Raw genomic sequence first — 18,920 nt, 5'->3', positions numbered from 1 at the left:
TTTACAATCAACAGCTTCTATCTAAACACCGTAGAACTTTTTAGCACGAAAAACGATAGCCATCGAGGCTATCGTTTTTTCACATTCACAGTATCCTTCTTTCTCCCCACAATCAACCCATCAACCCTGACGGTTGAAAGCAGTCATTCCTGTAGCCGCTGTCACTATGGCGAATAGACTTACGATGCTTAGATCATAAGCAATACTATGCTGCAGCATGGCCTGAGCTTCAGGGATACCTGCATAAATGGCGTTTCTCAAGGCATCTACGCCATAGGTGAGCGGGTCGATCACCATGAGCACTTGCAGCCACTGAGGGGCACTGTGTAACGGGAACATGGCGCCGCTCAAAAAGAACATGGGCATCGTCAGAAAGTTGGAGATTAATTGGAAGCCTTGCATCGATTCCATCCGACCGGCGATGGAAATGCCGAGAAGCCCGATGGCAAAGCCAACAAGGGCACAGATCGGCAACACCTTTAAACCCGTCCATAAGGTAAGAGACAAGCCGGCCAATGGCGATAGAATGAGCAGGATCATCCCTTGAAGTGAGACAATCGTTCCGATCCCTAAGGCTTTACCGACAGAGATGGCCCAACGGGGAACCGGTGCCACTAAAATTTCTTTCAAAAATCCAAATTCCCGATCCCAGATGATCGAAATTCCAGAAAACATGGATGTAAACAGCACCGACATACCGATGATGCCTGGGTAGATGAAGGTCAAGTAGTTCACAGGCGCCCCGCCGGGGGCTTGACGGAAGGTCATTGCCGAAGCGATGCCCGTACCAACGAAAGTCAAATATAAAGTGGGCTGCATGATCATACCGGCCCACTGGCTTTTTTCCCGGAAAAAGCGAATCAATTCGCGGTACCAGATCACGTAGATGGTCTTGAGAACACTTTCCAGCATGCTTATCTCCCCCTCCGCCGACCCAGTCTCCGCTGCCGGAACCGCTCTTTTTCATCGAGCAGTTCGTCCCGGATCGCCCGACCTGTCGTTTTTAAGAAGACATCGTCCAGCGTCGGTTCGTGGACAGATACGCTGGTAATCATACCGGTAAAATCTACGGCCAGTCGGGGAACAAAAGATGCTCCGTCCTCCACTTCCATCCGCAGGACTGTTCCGTCCTCGATCACGGGGATCCCATAGCGTTGCCGGATTTCCTCGGCCAACTGAGGGTTATTCGTCGTCGTTACGGTGACCATGTCACCACCGATATCTTCCTTTAACGCCTTCGGGGCATCAAGCGCCACGATCTCGCCATGGTCGATGATGGCGATGCGGTCACAGTGTTCTGCTTCTTCCATGTAGTGGGTTGTCATGAAAACAGTAATGCCTAATTCATCGCGCAGTCGAAGGACGTGCTCCCATATGGCATTCCGGGTCTGCGGATCTAACCCGATCGTCGGTTCGTCCAAAAAGAGTACCTGAGGATGATGCAGAAGCCCCCGGGCGATTTCAAGGCGGCGCTTCATCCCGCCGGAAAAGTTGCGAACTAAGTCTTTCCTACGTTCTGTCAATTCTACCATCGCCAAAACCTGTTCCATCCGTTCCTTGAGCAAAGCACGGGGAACGTTATAGAGCATGCCGTGAAAGTAAAGATTCTCTTCCGCCGTCAACCGATCGTCCAAGGAATAGTCTTGAAAGACCAACCCGATGGACTGTCGTACCTTTAGCGGTTCTCTGTTCACGTCGAATCCGTTCAGCAGCGCCTTTCCCGATGTCATCGTAAGCAGGGTACATAGGATTTTTATCGTTGTCGATTTTCCTGCCCCGTTTGGGCCTAAAAAACCGAAGACTTCCCCTTTATCCACTTGAAAGGATATCCCTTTCACCGCTTCAAAATCTCCATAGCGTTTTACAAGATGGTCGACGATGACGATACTCATGGACAGCAACCTTTCCAATACCGATGAAATTCATATACCAAAACAGTTGCGACTAATATGAACAAAAACCTAGGAGTCAATAGGCTATTTTAACTATAACACTCTTCAACGGAAATTCAAAAGTCCTTAGCTGACCAAAGATGAAACCAACTATCTCTAATCCTTGTACTATTTTTGTCTAGAAAAACTGCAACCCCCTCCGGTTTTTGCAGGGTAACGGGGAGGGTCTGTCGAAAATATTCGAACATGATTCAATATACCTGTGAACAGGATACTCGGAAAGGGGCGTCTCCACCATGAGTTTACGATCAAGAATTCTTCTATTTGTCCTCATACCGGTTTTTATCGGCCTTACTATTATGAACTTTGCAAATTACTCTGGCGCCAAGGCAGCCCTGGAAAATCAAATTCGTTCCACCCTTCGATTAACGACGGAGGATGGTAAAAACGACATTGAAACCTGGATGACTGACAAGGAAGCTATCGTTTCAGAACTGGCCGACCTCTACGCAGAAGGCATGTTGACAGACGCAAACGCCCAACATCATCTTGAAAATATCCTTATCCAGCATAAAGAGATCCTCGATATCTACATTGGCCATGTCGATGGTCGTTATATCGACGGTACTCATCGCAGCCTTTCTTCCGACCCCCGTCAAAGTGACTGGTATAAAAAAGGAATTGTAAACCATGAGTTTGCCTACTCCGATGTGTTTTTCGATGAAAAAGATCAAAAAGCCCTGATCACTATTTCCCACCCGATCATTCGTAACAACGAGACCATCGGCGTTGTGGCGGCAGACTTGGATTTTAAAGCCTTACAAAAACCGTTAAGCGAGATCAAACCCTCCGACGCCGGATACACCTTTGTCCTCGATGGGCAAGGAAAATTCATCCTCCATCCGACCTTAACCGCCAAAGACAATATCCTCACCGTCGACAATGGCGCTCTGAAAAATGCAGGAGAACAATTCCTCGGTGGACAACCCACCTTTGACCAACGGCGGTTTCAAGGTGTCGACAAATTTTATTCCTCTCTCCCTGTAGGGCGAGCCGGCTGGGTCGTTGTGACTACAGCACCAGCCAGTGAACTGTTCGCCTCGATCAATAGCTTAGGTGTACGAGCCCTCACCATTGGGTTGATAACGTTGTTGATTCTGGCGGGTATCGTAACTTACGTGGCCAAAAACATCACTGATCCCATCACAAAACTCTCCACAGCAGTAGACACGATCGCTAAAGGCAACTTGACCGTCGATGAAGCTGCTCTGCGTTCCGAAGCAGCGGCTCCCGAACTGGCCGCTCTCGCCAACAGCTTCACGATCATGGTGGCGAACCTGCGAAATTTAGTCAAGCATGTATGGGAATCCTCCGAAATCGTAGCCGCTTCCGCTCAAGAATTGACAGCCAGTGCCGAGCAATCTTCCCTCACCTCCGGTCAGGTGGCTGCATCAATCACTTCCATCGCCCACGGCACAGACGAACAATTTAACGATGTAAAAGAAGCCACGGCCGTCATCGGCCAGATGTCTAAAGAGATGATCGATATCTCTGTCGGTGCTAAAGCCGTCGAAGAATCATCAGAAAAGATGTCAGGAGCCGTACAAAAAGGCAGCCGTGCCGTGAAGGCCGTCATCAATCAAATGAATCGTACCGAAAATACGGTGATGAACACCGGTGAAATGGTGATGAAACTCAAGGAGCGTTCCGAGGAAATAACGAAGATCGTCGGAACGATCAGTTCGATCGCCAGGCAGACCAATCTGCTCGCTTTAAACGCCGCTATCGAAGCTGCTCATGCTGGCGAACAAGGCCGAGGTTTTGCCGTCGTCGCCGAAGAAGTGCGACAGTTAGCGGAACAATCTCAAGAATCCACTCGCCAGATCGCGAAACTCATCGACGGGATCCAAAAAGATACAGACCGGGCCGTGGATGCCATGAACGCGGGGATCAAGGAAGTCCAGTCAGGCACCAAGATCGCCAAAGCAGCCGGTCGGGAGTTCATGAACGTAGAAACATCGATCAATGAGATAGAAAGCCAGTTCCGGGAAATCTCCGCTTCCATCCAACAGATTTCCGCCGGCGGCCAGGAAATCGTCACGAAGATGGAAGACATTCAGAAGATCGTCAAGACTACCATGGAAGAGGCACAAACGGTGGCAGCAGCCACAGAAGAACAAGCCGCCTCCATGGATGAGATCGCTGCCTCCAGCGGCAGTCTTGCAAAAATGGCGGAAGAATTACAACGTGCTGTTCAGGAATTTCGCATTTCATAAGCTCTAATCACGGACCTCCCTTAACGTTCATACCATACGTTTAAGGGAGGTGGTTTTTTTTGGATCCTCTTACATCGGGCAGCAGCAGTTATGAATACCTTATGACTGTACTTTCCGTCCTGGTCATGTCTACGGTCGAACTTTTTAAGTACTTCTGTCGAAAAGAGACCGAGAAGTTCAAAGTCATCCAACCCTTCGTACTTGTTTTTTCGGGCTTGTTCTGGGGTAGCTTATACGGACTTTGGCAAGGGAACGGTCTCACCTGGACCGCTATAAAAGAAGGAGCCGAACTCGGTGTATACACCTCTTGTGTCTCCGGCACGACCTACGGAATTTTTAAATCTCTCCGCCGGGTTCGTGATAAAGATACCAATGAATAACTCCATTTTGACTTGCCCCTGTCAACCCTAGGGGGTATAATGAATTTAGTTTTTTTAACCTCATAAGGATATTGCTAGGGGTGCCGGCGGACGGCTGAGAGAGAAGACATTTCTCAACCCTTTGAACCTGACCTGGGTTATTCCAGCGGAGGAAAGCAAGGCGACGCCCTATTTATTCGTCGTTTACGCTTACTTTCGGTAAGCGTTTTTTTTATAAAAAGCTCTGTTTCTCATAGCCCGTGAACCAATGGGGCATGAACATTTTATTAGAACCTCTTTCATTTGAGCCATTTCGAAAGGAGTTGTGTCCATGCGCGTTACCGTCAATGGCGAGAGCCTGGAACTATCGGAATCCACTACCCTGCTCGATTACTTGATCCGTCGAAATCTGAATCCTGCTGTTCTCGTCGTCGAATATAACGGTAAAATTCTGCACCGCGATCACTGGTCCCAGATTCAGATCGGTGATGGTGATACTCTGGAAATATTATCTTTCGTCGGAGGAGGTTGACCTCATGGATAAACTGATCATCGGGGGTCGCGAACTGAAAAACCGCCTTTTTATCGGCAGCGGCAAGTTTGCCGATGAGAGCCTTATCGGTCCTATCGTGGCTCAGACGGGGGTCGAGGTGATTACCGTCGCTTTACGCCGCGTCGATCTGAGCGGCGGTAAAGAGAACATCTTAAACTACATACCGAAAGACTGTGTGCTTCTTCCAAACACTTCTGGTGCTCGCAATGCCGAAGAAGCCGTTCGCATCGCCCGCCTGGCTCAGGCAGCCGGCTGTGGCAACTGGGTCAAAATCGAAGTCATCTCGGACAACAAGTACCTCCTGCCAGATAACAACGAGACGATTAAAGCCACTCGCATCTTGGCCGAGGAAGGATTTGTCGTTCTTCCCTACATGCATCCAGACCTTTACGCCGCCAAGGAGTTAGAACGAGCAGGCGCCGCCGCCGTGATGCCCTTAGGAGCACCCATCGGCACGAACCGAGGATTGAAGACGAAAGAAATCGTGCGCATCCTCATCGAAGAATGTGAGCTGCCTGTCATCGTCGACGCCGGTATCGGCAAGCCTTCTGAAGCGGCAGAAGCGATGGAAATGGGTGCCGCCGCTGTTCTCGTCAACACAGCTATCGCTACTGCCGGCAATCCCACCATGATGGCCAACGCTTTTAGTCAAGCCGTACAAGCCGGTAGGCAGGCCTTTTTGGCTCAACCGGGCGAAACGACCGAATACGCTCGGGCCAGCTCGCCTTTGACCGGCTTTTTAAGGAGTTAGTCGTCCATGAGCTTTCATCAGATCATCGAGGGATATAAAGATTTTCATATCCCCGCCTACTTGTCGAAGGTCTCTGCTGGAGAAGTGAAAGCCGCTCTTCAGAAAGATTTTCTCAAACCACAGGACTTTCTGACCTTGCTTTCGCCGGCGGCAGCGGAACATCTGGAAGCGATGGCCCAGAAAGCCCATCAGCTGACATTGCAGCATTTCGGGCGGGTGATCCAACTATTCACCCCGCTCTATCTTTCCAACTTCTGTGTCAATCGCTGCCTCTACTGCAACTTTAACAGCGGTAATGCCATCGGCCGCCGGAAACTCGACGCACAAGAGATCCGTGCTGAAGCGAAGGCTATCGCTGCCACTGGGCTCAAACAGATCCTTTTGCTGACAGGTGATGTTCCCGGCAAAGCGGCAGTGGATTACCTCATCGAGGCGGTTACTTTGGTCCGAGAGTACTTTACCTCTATCGGGATCGAAGTCAATCCGATGGGTGTCGATGATTATCGACGCTTGGCACAAGCCGGCGTAGACAGCATGACCATCTACCAGGAAGTGTACAACCAGGCGGTCTATGACAGTCTACATTTATCGGGTCCGAAAAAAGATTACCACTGGCGCCTCAACGCCCCCGAAAGAGCCTGCCAAGCCCGGCTCCGAACAGTCAACATCGGTGCACTCCTGGGACTGCATCACTGGCCTACGGAAGCTTTTTTCACCGGTCTCCATGCCAGTTACCTGCAAAACAAGTACTTAGATACGGAGATCAATATCTCTCTGCCCCGGATCAAATCAGGTCCCGTAGGATATCAGCCTCAGTCTCCTGTCTCTGACGCCGAGCTCGTTCAAATCCTGCTGGCCTTGCGCCTGTTCATGCCTCGCTCGGGCATCACCTTATCCACCAGAGAACCGGCAGAGCTGCGAAACCATTTGGTGCCGCTGGGGATCACCCGCATGTCTGCCGGAGTCAACACAGCCGTGGGCGGACATATTGACGGGCATAGCGATGATGGCCAATTTCGCATCTCTGATGAGCGTTCTGTCGATGAAGTACAGCAAATGCTCATCTCAAAGGGATACCAGCCGGTCACCCAGGACTGGCACCATATCGCCGGCTAGCGAACCTGAATTTCTCGAAAACAAGACACACGAAAACAGCCTGACGTTCATCGGCAGACGAACGTAAGGCTGTTTTTGTTCGTTGAAGGCTTATCCTCGGACTGTTTCGTCAGGAATCCAACGCATCAGCACATGCAATAATTGAGACGCCACAAAAGGCTTCGCTAAATAGTCATCCATTCCAGCCGCCAGAAAACGTTCCCGGTCACCCTTCATGGCGTTAGCCGTCACCGCTACAATCGGTATGTGGCGCCCCCAAGCAGTTTGACGGATTTGTCTCACCGCCTCAGTACCGCTCATGCCAGGCATCTGCTCATCCATCAGAATTAAGTCATAGCGCTCCTTATGAAGCGCCTCTAAAGCTTCTTGCCCGTTGGTCGCCTCCGCAAGGGGGTAGCCCCAGCGCCGCAGCCAGGCACTGATGATGGTTCGATTATAAAGGTCATCATCGACTAAGAGGATCCGGGCCCCTTTAGAAGCCGATTGGCCTCTGTTTAAGCCTTTTAGAATTTCCGTTTCGCCTGAAAGGGGAGGGATGCCCTGTATGGTTGAAAACTCGACGGTAAAGAAGAACGTGCTGCCTCTTCCCGGTTCACTCTCTACCCATACCTTACCGCCCAGATTCTCGATAATTTGGCGGACGATGGCCAGTCCCAAACCACTCCCACCATAACGCCGGGTCGATGAGCTATCTACCTGATAAAACTTCTCAAAAACAGCACCTAACTGGCTCGCTTCAATACCGATTCCCGTATCTTTCACGGAAAAAACTACGTTCACTTTGCTCTGGCTTTGCGACAAGACATCGAGAGCGATTGTGATCGTACCTTTTTCGGTAAATTTGACGGCGTTGCTGAGCAGATTAATCAGAACCTGCGTCAATCGCTTGGCATCACCGAGCAGATGTTCAGGTGCCCCCGCCGGGATCTGCAGGTTTAATTTCAGACCCTTATCGGCAGCTTTTACAGACATCATATCCATCGCCGTACGCAGAATCGTACTGAGTTGAAAGGGCTTTTCTTCAAATGAGAACTGTCCCGATTCGATCTTCGAGATGTCTAAGATGTCTTCTAACAGCTTCATGAGAGATTGAGCCGCTGTTTTGACCATAGTCAGATGATTTGACTGTTCCGTTTTTAATTCCGTACATAAAGTTAAATCGATAAAACCTAATATGGCGTTCATGGGTGTTCGAATCTCGTGCGACATATTGGCCAAAAACTCCGACTTGGCCCGGTTGGCCACAATGGCCATCTCCTGAGAAACCTTTAGTTCTTCCTTGGCCAATTTCAGTTCCCGAATCAATCCTTTTAATTGCCGCACTCGCAGTTCTTGCCCGGTGATGTCAATGATTTGGATCAGCAGATAGGGACTGTCTTCGATATGTACTGGTTGAACGAGCATATTTTGGCGAAGGATCGATGTGAGTGTCTCATCAGCCGGCGGGATGAAGTACCGATGGAAAGCTCCAGAAAAAAAACGGTTTTGACCGATAAAAAAGGCACTGTCGAAGATGGGTCGAAAAACATTCTGATTGAAACGGGGATAGAGGTCTGTCAGCTTTTGTCCCTGTACTTCACAAGCTTTTTTTCCTGTGAAGCGTTCGAGCCAACCATTCCAAATGACGATGCGGTGTTCTTGATCGAGTACGGCGACGCCCAAATCCGCATGGTTCAAAATGATCCCTTGCAGTTCGCCAAGATGATTAACCATACAAGTCCACCAGCATTTCGTCGATTTTATGCAGCAATTGAACAGCTGAATCCATACACAACATGACAAAAATGGCGCCTTCGATGCGGTTTTCCCCTACGAGAAAGGTGTTGTGAATGACCAAAGTGTAATAGCCGTCACAGAACATGCTTCGATGCTGTTTCTCAGTGAGATACAAAAACTCCACTTCCGGCAGGGAATATTCGATCGGCGTCTCCAAAAGATTGCCTAGGCATCCGATGATCACGTTTAAGAGCACGTTGCCGATCTCTTTCATGGCGTCTGTATCCGTTTCGGAAAAACCGTCATCCATTTTTTCGATTTCGAGAAATAGATCATCACCTAAGAGAAGATCGACTAGCTGCTTTCCTTTGGTAACAGGGAAAAGAAGCCGAGCTTGTCCGGAACAGACCACACCAAAACGGAGAGAAGAGGAAACGACGTGGCCCGTCAAAAATTGAATCTTTTTTAAGTATCTTTGATCTGCCTCGGTTTGGTTCTGCAGAAGGTATACTTCCGGAACTTCCAAATGAACTTTTTGATTCACCATCTCCGAAAGGACATGGCCCGCTTGCCCGATGGATACGTTCATGAATTCTTTGAGCGCATCTTGCTGTAAGGGCGTTAACATGGTCACGACGCTCCTTTGATGATTTCTGCCAGTGCGATCACCTTTTCTCGAGTGATCGGTTTATGTACAAAAAACCATGCCCCTAGGTCGCGGACTTCGTTCTCAGTGAATTTTTGGATGTCTGCAGTTAGAATGATGACCTTGGCCTCAGGGTCCGTTTCTTTAATCTTTTTCAATACTTCTTGTCCAGTCATTCCTGGCATAAGCAGATCGAGCAGTGTGTAATTCGGTCGTTCCCGCAAGTAGGTCGCTAAGCCTTCAATACCGTCACCAGCAGTAAAACAGGTCGCTTCAGGAAGGTTTTCCTTTAACAACCGAACGATTGCGGTCCGGTATACTAATGAATCGTCTACAACTAGAATTTTCATCTTTAACCTCCGGGCGATTGTTGGAAATTATATTCTCCCTAATGCGACAAACTTCCTGCCCTTTTCCTCTGATGTTGTGAAAGAAACCTACATTCCCAATTTTAACACAAAAGACCCGGCTTTTCGCCGGGTCTCGTTCAATCTTCTTGGATGCGAAGGATCACTTTTCGAGAGCGGGGCCCGTCAAATTCAGTCAGGTATAGGCCTTGCCATGTTCCAAGAAGCAGACGTCCTTTGTGAATGATCACCGTCTCAGAAGAGCCGATGAGGCTTGCCATCATGTGAGCCGCCGAGTTCCCTTCGCCGTGCTTGTACGGTCCCACCCAGGGGACGAGTTGTTGCAGGATTCCTTTTAGGTCGTAGATTACATCGGGATCGGCGTTTTCATTGATCGTCACAGCCGCCGTCGTATGGGGGACGAAAATGATAAGGGACCCCTCTTGCACCCCGGACTCCCGGACTGCCTTTTCCACCTCTGCTGTGATTTCGATAAAGGACAACCTTCCCGGTGTCTGTAAAGAGATTTCCTTAAGACAACCCATCGTCGCTCCCTCCTTAGTGATGACCAGCCCGATGCCAGTAAAGGCGGCACTTTTCCATTTTCGTCTCTACTCTTCCCTGTCCATAAAGATAGGACAGATAGGCTAAGATCGCCGTGCGGTATAAAAAGAAACTACCTACCGAAGCGATGGTCTTTCCTTCCTGCTCACATAGATGGGCTACGATCGTTTCCAATTCTAATGGCTCTTCAAGGAGTTCATAGACCTTCTCGATAAGTTCTTTGATTTTGTTCGCGTTGACCTGTAAAACCGACGACAGCTCAGAACGTTCCAACGGTTCTCCATGGCTCGGTAAAACGATCGAATATGTAGTCGAAAGAATTTGATCCAATGTGCTCAAACACCGTTCCACATCGACGTTGAAGGGGATTCCATGGGCAGACAATACGTCCGGTCCTAGAAAGGCGTCGCCGCAAAACAAAACATCTCCACAGCCGACACCGATTTGATCAGGGCTATGTCCAGGCAAGGAAAGAATCTGTAAGTTCGGCCCTGCTTCTTTGCCGGGCCAGGGTATACTTCCTGCCTTCAATCCGGCCGTAACGGGAGTGGGCGGTGCCACGAGAAACTTATTCGTTACATCGTGCCAAGGGGCAGCCCCGCCGATCAGAAATGCAGGTTCATAGAGCGTATGGCGGGCAAAATCCTGTTCCAGATCGGGGGTAAAGACTTTCGCGGCAAATTGGTCAACGATGGCTTGATTGCCGCCGATATGGTCGGCATGAGTATGGGTATTGATCAGGGCCACTATCTTCCATCCAGCCTCACGGGCCAGCCGGCAGACTCGTTTTCCGGCCTGGGCTTCCAGGCCGGAATCGATGATCACCGCTTCCTGTTGAAAGACTACGGCGCCGATGTTCACTCGGGCCGGTAAGTAAAATGTTTCAGCGGCAAAAGTGTTTTTCAAGGGACAGAAATTCATCGTTGCCCCTCCTTATCGAAGAGGCGTACCGTACGTTTCGCCATAAACTATATCATCAAAAGGGAGTCTGTCATGTTCTTCCAAAGCCACTTCAGCGGCGTAACCTAAAGTAAGCAAGGACACTACGTGAACGCCCTGCGGAATATTCAGCAGTTTCTTCACTTCGGACTCGTCGTAGCCTGTCATCCAACAGGTGTCCAGGCCGAGTTCTTTCGCGGCCAGTGTGAGATAGGCGATAGCAATATAGCTATTCAAACCGGCTAACATCTTCCGGATGTCAGCATTATGCTTGATGGGCTCGCTCCTTTTTAGGAAACTCTCACGCATCGGTGCCGGCATATTGGGGTTTTCGGCGTATGCTTCCATCTTCGCAGCCATGCGATCACAGCCTGCTTCATCGGCGAGGCAGACGAGGACGACTGGCGCTTGGCTCACTTGGCTTTGTCCACCGGCGGCTGCTTTTAATTTTTCCCGCATAACTTGGTCGGTGACGGCAATAAACTTCCATGGTTGCATATTTACAGCGCTCGGCGCGCGGCGGGCACATTCGAGCAGTTGTCTTAACAGCTCTGTTGGGACCGGATCAGGTTTGTACGCCCGTACGGCATGGCGTCGCTGGATCGCTTCAAAAACGTTCATGGGAGACTCTCCTTTCATGACCTTGTGAACCCATTATACGATAACCACCGTAAAAACCAAAATTCGCACAGAAATATCCTGCCTCTGTAATTTGTCCGTCCAATGACTGACCACATGCATACTTATTTTTCAAATTTGTAACTAAAAAATCAATATTGAAATATATGATAGATAAAGATGGAATCATGGGCTCTTTCATTAGAATCTCATTCCGGAAGCTAAAACGAACGCAGGAACTTTCCATCTTTTGTAGAATTTCTTTCCCCATGGGACGCCAGTCTCATCGTTTCCGGCTATCCCCATTTGAGGAGGGAGCCCCTTGATCGCTATCGGCCAGTTGGCTCAGTCAGGTACACTGAAGAATTATGAAGCGGATGATATCATCGTCCACGAAGGTGAGCCGGGAAACGAGATGTATATCATCCTCTCCGGCAAAGTGGAAGTATACATTCAATCTATCGACGGTTTCCCCATCGTCATCACGGAACTGCAAGCGGGAGATTTTTTTGGGGAAATGTCTTTGCTCGAAGGCCTGCCCCGGAGCGCCTCAGTTCGCGCGATTGAGAATACCATATTGCTCAGTATCAGCGAAAGCAATTTCGAGTCGATTATGTCACGGCAACCACGGTTAGCTTTTAAGGTCATGAAGGGACTGAGTGCGCGGCTGCGCCAGTTGAATGAGGAGCTTCGGAGGCTCAAGGAGGGGCGGCGCCCGCAGGCGAAAGAAATTTCAAAATTGTTGGCTTCCCGCATGGCGGCAGCCGGTTTTTCCGTTCCTGCGAATAAAGGAGCCGACCCATCCAGAGAGAAAGCTTCTTCACCGTCAGGTCCTCCCGCTGTTGAACCTGTTTCACCTTTTTCGTCAGCGAAATCGACCGGTTCCCCTTCTGTTTCTTCAGATCGAAGTGTACAAGCGAGTGCACCGGAAACCTCACTTTTTGATTACGCACCCGGTCACAAATCATACGGCAAAACAGCCCCTGCCGGCGACGATGACTATCTATATGATAAAAAAGTAACCTGTCCTGTTTGCGACGGGAATTTTGAGACAAAAGCGGTTCGTTCGTCCAAACCAAAGCTGCATCGAGTCGACCCCGATTTTCGCCAGCACTTTCATGATTTTGAGCCCCTTTGGTATACGATCTGGGTGTGCCCTCATTGTTATTTTTCGACCTTTAATTTCGAGTTTACTACCAATTTACCCGGGGTAATCATTAAGCAAATCAAGACTGAACTCGCAAAGTTGCCCAAGCCCTTTTCTTTTCAATACGATCATCCCCGGAAAATCGATCAAGTCTTCATGGCCTATTATCTGGCCTTATATACGGCTAAAGCAGGAAAACCGGATCCGTCGAAAACGGCAAAACTATGGATGCGTCTCTGCTGGCTCTACGATGATATGGGCGATAAAGAAATCGCCAACTACGCCTCCTACCAGGCCTTGGAACAGTTCAAAGACACTTATTTCAACAGCAACCGGAATACGTCCATCGACCAGGAGCAGCGGCTGTCTATCCTGCTCGGCGAACTATCCCTGCGCCACCATGAATATAAGGAAGCAATGAAATTCTTCCGAGGCGGTATCGCTCGTCGTGGAGGGAGTCCTTCTTTAAACCGGCAGGCGTCGAATCGTTATCAGGATATGAAGGAGATTATGGAGAAGGAGAAGGAAAGCGAATCGGAAAAAACGTAGATATAGATAACCATCTAATAGATGTTTTAAACTTAATTATGGTTTGTATAAAAAACTACTCAAATTTTTAACATTTAATAAAAAAGACCGCACTTAGCGGTCATTTTTATTAAAAAGCTTGACATTCTCTGAACATCAACCTGGAATAATTATGACAAAACATATGCATTCAAATTAGAAACACTTATTGAATATCAGTTTGCATTTGCAGGATTACTATAAAAAAGTTTTATGTATATTTTACAAGCTTTCTTGTGGCAAAATAGATAGTAGATTATTTTTTCTTGTTAATCTACTTTCACTAATTTCACTAATCATACTAGATAATTGAGGTGTCGTCCAAGGATTACCTAAGTAATAGGCCATCGTAATCGCAGCTCCATTTCTAACCCTGTCAGCAAAGTTTGAAGTTTCTGTATAATATTCAGATTTTATAAAATCACCAATTTCCGGTATGTTGCATATGAAAGATACTTTGCTTCTCTCTATAATAGGCAGCGATGTTATTACCCAAGTTACCATATATCTAAATGAATTATTATTAGTTTGGACCCAACATGATAACAACTTAGGAATGATTTGTTCTATTTGATTATTTTCAATAAAATCTCTTTCACTTATCCATGTTAAGGCCCAACACGCACTAAATTTTATATGGAGTTCTTTTTGATCAAGCATTTTTATAAGAGAATCGTTAATTGGCTTAATAACCTTAATCAACTCGTCCGTTTTGTTACGAAACAATTTCCCTTCAAATGCGAGTCTCATTACTAACAAGGCACCAATCGAGTTATCGTATTCATTTATACTTGTTAGAAGATTCATTATTGTTTCAATATCTATGCTGTCAAGTTCGTTATGTACGGAGTATTTATGAATAGCTATATCACTTAATGCACTTGCGATATTGATTATGTCATCATCTTCTTGTTTAATTGTTTGAATTAAAACTTTAAATAGTTCCTCTCCATATTTACCTTTGTAAATATTTACTATATGTGTGCAATTATTAGAACGTCTTCCTAACCACTCTAGAGCTTCTCTGAGCAAATCCGGTGGTAGTTGAATTTCATCAATTATACACTGACCTAACAGTTCAACTGGTATTGAATCAGGTGAGTTTAATAAACGTTCATAAGTAGGAACTTCTTTACATAAACTTATTAATTTTTTTGCTAAAGGTTGTACTTTTCGACCAGATAAAACAGCGGTTAAAGGAATTACTTCCTTCCATTGCTCGTTAAAAAAATACGGATTCAAGATATCTATTAACAAATCGTCTTCTTCTCTATTTGGGTAGTAACCCTCAATTAGTGCAAGAGACGTAAGGTACTCCTGGAATGTTAAATGCTGAAACTCATAGGTTGGGTATAGTACACCATTTTCAACCTCATGTCCACTTAAAACTAATAAACTACTACGCAACTCAACTCTTTCAATAAAATCCGTAATTTTTAATTTTGTAAAACTCAAAATTTCTGGCATCTGCTTTCTCGCTAAGAGAAGAAGTTCTTTTAATTTCTTAGAGGATATTTGCTGAGTACCTTCAACCATCATGTTGTAAGCAATGAAAGCAAGCTGTGGTATTACTTCATCAAGCTCTAATGGTTCGTGACCCTCTACATTCCAAGTCATTAACAAAACTTCTATAGCTTTACTGTATAATACACTTCTTCGAGTAGGTAAATGACCTACCCATCGTTTAACAAGTAATAAAGTCGTTAAAAGAAGAGGATTTTTTGCTAACCTTTTTACTCGATCTATTGAACAAATTGAATCAGCCAGTTTTAATGCTTCGGTATGTACTGCTTTTTTATTGCCAATTACTTCTTTATGCCACGCAACGGTTAGTTTTTTTATATCAGTATCATTAAAATCCGATAATCTATAATGCACAAAATAATTAGCTAAAGAAGAGCCAATGACTCTAAAACCGGCTTCCCGTGAAGTTAATACCACACTTACTAAAGGATATATTGTTAAAAACGTTCGAAGTTGATTAACAAAAGATTTTCTAACGCTTACGTCTGATATTTCATCTAGCCCGTCTATCAACAAAAGAGCCTTTCCATTTCTTAACGATCGATTAATTAATTCTTCAAATGAAGTACACAAGTCACCCATCTCAGCTCTTTTGGATATCCTATACAAGATATTTATAAATGGCAATCTCGCGTCGTCTTCGAGTTGTCTGCACTTAATAAATAAAGGTAACCATTCTTTTTCAGGTAGATGTTTATCGATTTTCTCCCGCCTATCTGGAAACGCGTAGGCTACAGCAAGGCTTTTTAGTAATGTTGATTTGCCTCCTCCAGGTTTCGCTAATATAGCTAGTTTAGAATTGCTACACAGGCATTTCCCTACGGATATTCTATCCTTTTTTTGTTTTTTTGTATTTTTCTTATCTATTTCTATAGATAAAGAAATTGTTTCTGTAAGATTCGTGATCGGTGTTAAATTAAGCGGAACAAAAATATTTTCTATTTTGAGACGTCGAGTACCTACTTCCTGATCTGCAGGTAAACCCTCTAGTTGAATATCTCCACATTCGGACGAGATATACTTAAAATACCTTTCCTTGGCTTTTAAAACTTGATTATCTGTTACACCGTTTAAGTATACTGGCTCTAAATATATTAGGTTATTTAGCTTCATTTCTTGTGTATCGTATCTTTTTATTATTTCATCTGCTAAAGACTTAGATAAAGCTTCACCATCTGCGTGAATAAGAACAAAGTGTGTTATCTCCTTATTACTACAGAAATATATTACCCAAATCCATCCAATCTCATGAGCTAATAATTCCACATTAGTACTAGGCACTAAAATATTTGGTTGATACACTGCACATCTTCCCGCACGTTCCATAGCTTTCTCTAAGGAAACTAGGGAGTGTCCATTAACTAATTCTTTGATTACTTGATTTCCATCAATTAATATAACACGGTTTCCACCGGCATCTCTTTCTTGCTCAATAGCAGTTTCTTTAAATCCGGATAATGAAATAAAATATCCCACAGTTTCGTTGGGCTGATGTTTTCTCTTTTCCACATCTAAGCTGCCAACAAACTTATTTATTTCATCACCACCTATTTTATCCACTACTGCTTTACACTCAGCTATGACTCTACGGATTTCCGTACGATGATTTGCTTCAATATCGATTTCTCTTCCAGATTTAGATATGTTAAATCTAAAATTATTATATCCAAGAGATATAAAATATTCTGATATAAGCCTTGCAAATAAATCACCCTTTTTATTAGGGTCAGTCTCTAGTATTTTGATTGTGATATTTTCCAACTTTAGAAGTCTCCTTTCTATTATTTATCACTTAATATAATAAACAATCTCCCATGAAAATAATGTCGGAATCTGTAGAGAGATGCTTTTATTTATGATTTAACAGCAGAGATAATCAAGCCATATTGATGTATGAGTAACTAGACAATTCTAACCGATTTTCTTTCTAAATCTCAGATAATAATTAAAGCGGGATGGCATCATAGTCAATGCACTGCATTGATAGAAGCCACTCCCGCTTTTAAGAAGACATATTCTTTAAGTTATATCAATACTCATTGGGCATCGTCTTCAACTGGGCTAAACTGAATACCGGCCCGTCCAGACATACGAAACAACTGCCGATATTGCAACGGCCGCATTTGCCGATGCCGCATTTCATGCGCATCTCCAATGTGGTGATCACGTTCTCGGGAGTAAAACCCAATTTGTCAAGAATTCCTAAGGTGAATTTGATCATGATAGGCGGACCGCAGAGGATACAGACCGTGTTTTCCGGATCCGGTCGCAGTTGCTCGATGAAAGCGGGAACAAATCCTACATTCCCCTTCCACTGATCATCTCCCCGGTCGACGGTGACAGAAACTTTAAAGTCCCGAACGGCAGGCCATGTATCGAAGAGGTCATACTTGAAGACCAAGTCGGCTGGAGAGCGGGAACCGTAGATCAAGTGCAATTGCCCAAAATCGTCTCGGTGATCGACACAGTAGCGCACTACCGACCGAACGGGAGCGAGGCCGATGCCGCCGCCGATGAAGAGGATGTTTTTCCCCTTGTATTCATCCATAGGGAAGCCGTTGCCATAAGGCCCGCGCACGCCGACAGTCTGACCGGGGCAGATCTCATGAAGCGCATCAGTGAGGACGCCAACTTTTTTGATCGACAGCTGCAGGTGTTCAGGGGCATCGGTAGCGGAGAACATCGCCTCCCCTACACCGGGCAGGGACAGCATGGCCAATTGGCCGGGAGCCGTCCTGAAGGGCGCCGTAAAGCGGCCTGCTTCTTCTTTGGCAATACAGAAGGTCTTCACGTCGGCTGTTTCATCGATGATGCGCGTCACTTTCGCTTTCATCGGTATCAGGGGATTGATCCGTTTCACATCAGATAGGGTGGCAACGGGATTGATCTTTTGTTCAACCATCGCTCTTTGCCTCCCCTGCTAGTTTGATCACATCGGTGATCTCCAGGTTGACAGGACACTTGGCGATGCAGCGCCCGCAGCCGGTACATTGAAGTTTACCGTATCGTTCCGGGAAATAACGCAATTTGTGCATGAAACGCTGGCGAACCCGCTCTTTCTTGGAGGGACGAGGGTTATGACCGCCAGCCATCAGGGCATATTCGGAAAACATACATGTATCCCAGCATTTGATCTTCACGCCGCAGTGCTGGTTGCGTTTCTTCTCAGCGATATCGAAGCAATGGCAGGTCGGGCATAGATAGGCGCAGGTTCCGCAGTTTAAGCACTTACGGGACAGCTCATCCCAAAGGGGATGGTCGAACATCTGCTGCAGTTTCTCTGTGATGCCTTCGCTGTCGACCTTCAGGACGAAGTCGGCCGTCGGCCCTTGGCTCTTATCTGTGTCGCTCAGCAATCCCGCTGCCATCAGGTCCTTGACCAGAGCCTCTCCTTTGACCGAGCGGGCAATGATTCCATAGGCGTCTCCCAGATCATACATCTGTGCGTCGGAAGCATCGTGCTCGGCTGGGTTTACGCCCATAGAGGCACAAAAACAATCGGCACCGGGAGTGACACAGCCCAGGGTGATCAGGGTCGTCGCTTCCCGTTTGCTCCCGTAAAAGTCATCGACATAACCTCGGGTGAGGAAGACATCGTCGAGACAAAGGATCCCCTGCATGTCGCAGGAGCGAAGGCCGAAAAGGATCTGCGGTCCTACAGAGGGATCGACGGGTTCAAAATCTCCATCGATGCCGTAGGCGCTGAACTTATATATCTTTTCTGTAGACGGAAAGAGGGCTTCTTTTGGGCTAATGGCCGTGTTCGTTCCCATCTGTATATCGGTTCCAGGTCTATAAGGAGCAAAGCGGGAGACACCAGCGATCATTGACGGTACCCAGACCGTCGCTTTTTGGATCATCATCTCCAGCACTGCCGTCAGTTTAGCTTTTGGAAAGGCTTTCAA

At 46.7% G+C, this 18,920-nt stretch carries 17 protein-coding genes and 1 riboswitch; of the genes, 6 read left to right on the top strand and 11 right to left on the bottom strand.

From position 1 onward, the window contains the following. Nucleotides 1–120: 120 nt before the first annotated feature. Together H1S01_RS01735 and H1S01_RS01730 are read right to left on the bottom strand one after the other, a co-directional pair. Nucleotides 121–912, bottom strand: a complete 792-nt coding sequence (locus tag H1S01_RS01735; RefSeq protein ID WP_243236878.1) for an ABC transporter permease — start codon at nucleotides 910–912, stop codon at nucleotides 121–123. A 2-nt stretch (nucleotides 913–914) separates the two neighbouring features. Continuing rightward, nucleotides 915–1,892: an ATP-binding cassette domain-containing protein gene (locus H1S01_RS01730; protein ID WP_188038389.1), complete on the bottom strand. Its 978-nt coding sequence runs from the start codon at nucleotides 1,890–1,892 to the stop codon at nucleotides 915–917. 296 nt (nucleotides 1,893–2,188) lie between these two features. Between H1S01_RS01730 and H1S01_RS01725 the strand changes: the two genes are divergently transcribed. The 5 genes from H1S01_RS01725 to thiH all read left to right on the top strand — a co-directional run bounded on the left by H1S01_RS01725 (nucleotide 2,189) and on the right by thiH (nucleotide 6,947). Beyond that, complete coding sequence (locus H1S01_RS01725) at nucleotides 2,189–4,168, top strand: methyl-accepting chemotaxis protein (RefSeq protein WP_188038388.1); 1,980 nt, start codon at nucleotides 2,189–2,191, stop codon at nucleotides 4,166–4,168. A gap of 59 nt (nucleotides 4,169–4,227) precedes the next feature. Next, entirely contained in the window at nucleotides 4,228–4,548 is a 321-nt protein-coding gene (locus H1S01_RS01720) for a hypothetical protein (RefSeq protein WP_188038387.1), read from the top strand. 66 nt (nucleotides 4,549–4,614) lie between these two features. Further along, a riboswitch (TPP riboswitch) is annotated at nucleotides 4,615–4,719 on the top strand. 139 nt (nucleotides 4,720–4,858) lie between these two features. Continuing rightward, a complete protein-coding gene (gene thiS / locus H1S01_RS01715) occupies nucleotides 4,859–5,059 on the top strand; it encodes a sulfur carrier protein ThiS (protein WP_188038386.1) in 201 nt (66 codons plus the stop codon). Between the two features lie 4 nt (nucleotides 5,060–5,063). Beyond that, the gene (locus H1S01_RS01710) at nucleotides 5,064–5,831 is read left to right on the top strand and encodes a thiazole synthase (RefSeq protein ID WP_188038385.1); all 768 of its coding nucleotides are present in this window, start codon (nucleotides 5,064–5,066) and stop codon (nucleotides 5,829–5,831) included. 6 nt (nucleotides 5,832–5,837) lie between these two features. Next, nucleotides 5,838–6,947: a 2-iminoacetate synthase ThiH gene (gene thiH / locus H1S01_RS01705; RefSeq protein ID WP_188038384.1), complete on the top strand. Its 1,110-nt coding sequence runs from the start codon at nucleotides 5,838–5,840 to the stop codon at nucleotides 6,945–6,947. A 90-nt stretch (nucleotides 6,948–7,037) separates the two neighbouring features. On the opposite strand, the gene H1S01_RS01700 is transcribed toward thiH, so the two are convergent. The 6 genes from H1S01_RS01700 to H1S01_RS01675 all read right to left on the bottom strand — a co-directional run bounded on the left by H1S01_RS01700 (nucleotide 7,038) and on the right by H1S01_RS01675 (nucleotide 11,780). Continuing rightward, a complete protein-coding gene (locus H1S01_RS01700) occupies nucleotides 7,038–8,660 on the bottom strand; it encodes an ATP-binding protein (protein WP_188038383.1) in 1,623 nt (540 codons plus the stop codon). Further along, nucleotides 8,653–9,291, bottom strand: a complete 639-nt coding sequence (locus H1S01_RS01695) for a chemotaxis protein CheC (protein WP_188038382.1) — start codon at nucleotides 9,289–9,291, stop codon at nucleotides 8,653–8,655. Before H1S01_RS01695 ends, H1S01_RS01700 begins: the two co-directional genes overlap by 8 nt. Before the next feature lie 2 nt (nucleotides 9,292–9,293). After that, a complete protein-coding gene (locus H1S01_RS01690) occupies nucleotides 9,294–9,659 on the bottom strand; it encodes a response regulator transcription factor (protein WP_188038381.1) in 366 nt (121 codons plus the stop codon). 137 nt (nucleotides 9,660–9,796) lie between these two features. Then, nucleotides 9,797–10,201 (bottom strand): secondary thiamine-phosphate synthase enzyme YjbQ, encoded by a 405-nt coding sequence (locus H1S01_RS01685; RefSeq protein WP_188038380.1) that lies wholly within the window; start codon nucleotides 10,199–10,201, stop codon nucleotides 9,797–9,799. Nucleotides 10,202–10,214: 13 nt separating this feature from the next. Then, nucleotides 10,215–11,141: an MBL fold metallo-hydrolase gene (locus H1S01_RS01680; protein ID WP_188038379.1), complete on the bottom strand. Its 927-nt coding sequence runs from the start codon at nucleotides 11,139–11,141 to the stop codon at nucleotides 10,215–10,217. A gap of 12 nt (nucleotides 11,142–11,153) precedes the next feature. Continuing rightward, nucleotides 11,154–11,780 carry a nitroreductase family protein gene (locus H1S01_RS01675; protein WP_188038378.1) on the bottom strand — a complete coding sequence of 209 codons (627 nt, stop codon included), beginning with the start codon at nucleotides 11,778–11,780 and terminating at the stop codon, nucleotides 11,154–11,156. Between the two features lie 319 nt (nucleotides 11,781–12,099). Between H1S01_RS01675 and H1S01_RS01670 the strand changes: the two genes are divergently transcribed. Beyond that, nucleotides 12,100–13,473 (top strand): DUF2225 domain-containing protein, encoded by a 1,374-nt coding sequence (locus H1S01_RS01670; RefSeq protein ID WP_188038377.1) that lies wholly within the window; start codon nucleotides 12,100–12,102, stop codon nucleotides 13,471–13,473. A 240-nt stretch (nucleotides 13,474–13,713) separates the two neighbouring features. Here H1S01_RS01670 and H1S01_RS01665 read toward each other — a convergent pair whose 3' ends face one another. From H1S01_RS01665 to H1S01_RS01655, 3 genes are all read right to left on the bottom strand, one after another. Next, entirely contained in the window at nucleotides 13,714–16,776 is a 3,063-nt protein-coding gene (locus H1S01_RS01665) for an NACHT domain-containing protein (protein ID WP_188038376.1), read from the bottom strand. A 268-nt stretch (nucleotides 16,777–17,044) separates the two neighbouring features. Beyond that, nucleotides 17,045–17,917 carry an FAD/NAD(P)-binding protein gene (locus H1S01_RS01660; RefSeq protein ID WP_188038375.1) on the bottom strand — a complete coding sequence of 291 codons (873 nt, stop codon included), beginning with the start codon at nucleotides 17,915–17,917 and terminating at the stop codon, nucleotides 17,045–17,047. Next, the gene (locus H1S01_RS01655) at nucleotides 17,910–18,920 is read right to left on the bottom strand and encodes a 4Fe-4S dicluster domain-containing protein (protein WP_188038374.1); all 1,011 of its coding nucleotides are present in this window, start codon (nucleotides 18,918–18,920) and stop codon (nucleotides 17,910–17,912) included. The genes H1S01_RS01660 and H1S01_RS01655 overlap by 8 nt, the downstream gene beginning before the upstream one ends.

The sequence above is a fragment of the Heliobacterium chlorum genome (assembly GCF_014502795.1).
Classification (GTDB): domain Bacteria; phylum Bacillota; class Desulfitobacteriia; order Heliobacteriales; family Heliobacteriaceae; genus Heliobacterium; species Heliobacterium chlorum.
Note: the sequence above shows the minus strand (reverse complement) of the source record. Positions and strands in the feature narration are given on the sequence as shown.